At 28.7% G+C, this 2,027-nt stretch carries 2 protein-coding genes; both read left to right on the forward strand.

Features of this window, described 5'->3' with window-relative positions:
* The coding region (locus AACV33_RS02025) for a hypothetical protein (RefSeq protein ID WP_182700707.1) at positions 1 to 683 on the forward strand (683 nt) is incomplete at its 5' end.
* Positions 670 to 1,974 (forward strand): hypothetical protein, encoded by a 1,305-nt coding sequence (locus AACV33_RS02030; RefSeq protein ID WP_182700708.1) that lies wholly within the window; start codon positions 670 to 672, stop codon positions 1,972 to 1,974. The genes AACV33_RS02025 and AACV33_RS02030, both read left to right, overlap by 14 nt.
* Positions 1,975 to 2,027: the final 53 nt, after the last annotated feature.

A 2,027-nucleotide genomic window follows, 5' to 3' on the forward strand; every position in this document is an offset into this window, starting at 1 on the left:
TCGTTGCTTTATATTTTTCAGCTGTGGTGACTATTCTTTTTCTTATACAAGCATTTGACTTAAAAATTTCTTTATTGTGGAATGGCCCTGAAAAACTAAAAGAGCAATGGAAAATAGCTAAAGGGGCGCTTCTTTCTAATGTGTTAGGAACGCTGGGTTTTTATGCGGGGCTCTTTGTCACCAACATAGTAATTGAAGACCAAAAATTAGTTGGTAGTTATGCATTTTCTTTAATTTTAATTTCGGGCTTTGAAGTGATTAGTAGAAGTGTCCAGCAATATTATATCCCTTATTTTTCCTCAGAATTTACCCATGAGAAGCTAATAGGTATTGAACATAAATTTTTATCTCTTTCTAGTTTATTGATTATACCAATAGCAGTGCTATTTTGTTTATATTCAATATTAAACTTTGAATTTAAATATGAAGATGCGATAGTTCCATTTATTATATTATTTGTGTCTTGGATTATATCATTTAAATTTAATCTAAAAGCGGGCTATTTCATCTCTTGTGGTAAGACGATGTTAAACTTTAAGGCTTCCATTGTTAATGTTGTTTTAACTGTGATGCTCTCTTTAATATTGGGTTGTACGCTTGGTCTGGTTGGTATTGCTGCTGCGAGATTTATTACAGTAATAGTGTTAATTTTTGTTTATAGGAAGCTGTATGAGCTTAATTAATGTAAAGTCGCATATTGGTCCATATATTCCAAATTGGATTAAATATGGAATATATTATCATAATGTTCTTAGTGGTATTTATAAATACCATGCATTAAATAACGAAGAAAAAAAAATCCATATTCAAAGTCTAGTCCTAAAAACAGTTTGCAAAGCCTATAATAATACATCATTCTATAATAGATTGTATAAAGAAAATAATATCAATCCTAATTATTTTAAAGAAGTAGGTGATTTAAAGTACCTACCTATTATAAGCAAGACGGATATAATTACTAATGTTGATGAACTGATAATAGAAGGTTTTAATAAAGATAAGTTAATCCAAGCTAATACTGGTGGTTCAACAGGTAATCCTTTATTGCTATACAGATCAAAGGATGAGATGGCACATGAGTTTGCATATTTAGATTTTCATTTATCTAAATTATTTGGTGGATATAGTTGGGTAAATAAAAATAAATTAATATTACGCGGAAATACTTATAAAGGAGAGGTTATAAAACAGTTGGGTTGTAATTTGATTGTTTCATCGCAATTGATTAGTGAAGATAATATTGAATATGTAGTAAAAAAAATAACTGAATTTAAACCATCATTAATACATGCGTATCCTTCATCATTAATGAAGCTGATTGATTTACTTTTTACCAATGATTTAAAATTAAATATCCCTTACGTACTTACTAGCTCTGAGGTTATAACTCAACAACAAATTAATCTAGCAAGGAGGGTGCTGAATTCAAAACATCTCGATATATATGGTAACAGTGAGCATTCTGTGCTTGCTCTTAATTATTCTGGAAGCTATGAATTTGATATGAACTATGCTTATACCGAATTTAATCATGGTAAAATCATATCTACTAAGTTACTTAATTCTCCTATGCCATTAATAAGATATGATTGTGGTGATATATATTTAGAGACTAAAGTTTTGGTTAATAAAGAAGATGAACGAAAACTATTAAGTATTGGTGGAAGAATTACAGAATATATTTATGATTTAGACAATAACAAGTTACCAATAGTTAGCCTAATATATGGTCAGCATTATGATTTTTTTAACGCGGTGAGTGATTTCTCTTTAGTTCATAATATATGTGGAAGTTTAATCGTGGAATATATATCTAGTGACGTGTTAAGCGATAGTTGTATATCAAATGCGCAAATGATCGTAAATGAAATAACAAATAATAAACTTTGTATATCATTTGTCAAAGTGGATAGTATGAGAATTAAAACTAATGGTAAAAAAGCATCTTTAGTAAGTGTTTATGATTATGATTGACAGAATAGTTTACTTTTTATATTCATCATTATTAGTTTCTGGGATATTAACAG

Origin of the sequence: Aliivibrio sp. SR45-2 (assembly GCF_963890165.1) — a bacterium.
In the GTDB taxonomy this organism is placed as follows: Bacteria; Pseudomonadota; Gammaproteobacteria; order Enterobacterales; family Vibrionaceae; genus Aliivibrio; species Aliivibrio salmonicida.